At 59.8% G+C, this 1107-nt stretch carries 2 protein-coding genes; both read left to right on the plus strand.

Annotation, left to right across the window (positions count from 1 at the left end; genetic code table 11):
- A partial coding sequence (locus tag FUT88_RS15155) for a helix-turn-helix domain-containing protein (protein WP_147216336.1) occupies positions 1 to 367 on the plus strand: 367 nt, incomplete at its 5' end.
- Positions 368 to 882: 515 nt separating this feature from the next.
- Positions 883 to 1107, plus strand: a 225-nt coding sequence (locus FUT88_RS26750) for an ESPR domain-containing protein (RefSeq protein ID WP_261797180.1), incomplete at its 3' end; no start/stop codon positions are given.

Raw genomic sequence — 1107 nt, forward strand, 5'->3', positions numbered from 1 at the left:
CATCGAGCGCGAAGGGTTGCTGCAGCTGTTGAACCGGATCGCCCTAGGCGCGAGCGAGCCGATGCAATGGGCGGGGTTCGACCTCTGCACAAAGTTCGAACACGCCGCAGATGGCCGCATCGTTCACCGCCTGTATCTGACGGCCGATACCGTGGGCTCAGGGGCGTGGTTCCAGCAGACGTTCAAGGTGACACGGCGTGAAGGCGAGGTGTGCGAACTGCTGCTCAAGGGCCTGTCGGATAAGCAGATCTCCAAGGCGCTCAACATCAGCTACTGGACGGTGCGCAGCCACGTTGGGCGTGTGCTGGACAAGCTTGGGATTGAATCGCGCAGTGCTGTCGCTGCGCGTGTCATGGCTGCGCGCTGATGCGGGGTCATGTGTGCCACGGAAGGACGAAAAGTGCTTCCGGACCCTCCCGGAATCATGTTCTGAAATCTCAATTAATCTGAATTCAATATCGCTGAATTCAGATCTAAATTACATACAACGTCGCGCATTTGCATCGAAGTTGCAGTTATTGATTTTCGATAGAGTCGTTTCGTTTATCATCCGCGCAAACAGCAAAAAGGCAATCGCTCTGCAACAGACAGAGTGAGGCCGGTCGGGGTTTCGTTCCCGTTCAAAACGGGGCAGGGAGTGCTTTCGCATGAGACGAGATCTCAGGCGTGCTGTCGCGCGTCGTCACCTTGTTGGGCATTCGTCCCAGCGCTCCTTCTGGTCAGCGCCACGCGCTGCCCGCCCCCTGGCCTGAATCGGAACAGCCCACGCTGTAACAAGCGCGCGCCTGCTGTCAGTCGTCGCCCCATTCCCAGCCTGCTTTGCGCACGTTCAATCGTGCGCTAGCGCGCTGTTGCCGTCTGCCGTGTCAGTAGAAAAACATCATGAACGCCAAGTGTTATCGAACTGTCTTCAACGCCGTGCGCGGCATGCTGGTTGCCGTGGAGGAAACGGCCAGGAGCACAGGCAAGGGGCGTGACACGGGAGGCCGTGCCAGCCGCCGGGCATCTGCGCTGACGATCAGTGCGGTGGCCGCGCTGGCGGCACCTGGCCTGAACGCGCAATCGCTAACGCCGGACCGCAATGTTCCCGGTCCCCACCCGGTGGTG

The sequence above is a fragment of the Ralstonia sp. TCR112 genome, from assembly GCF_007997035.1.
GTDB lineage: Bacteria > Pseudomonadota > Gammaproteobacteria > Burkholderiales > Burkholderiaceae > Ralstonia > Ralstonia edaphi.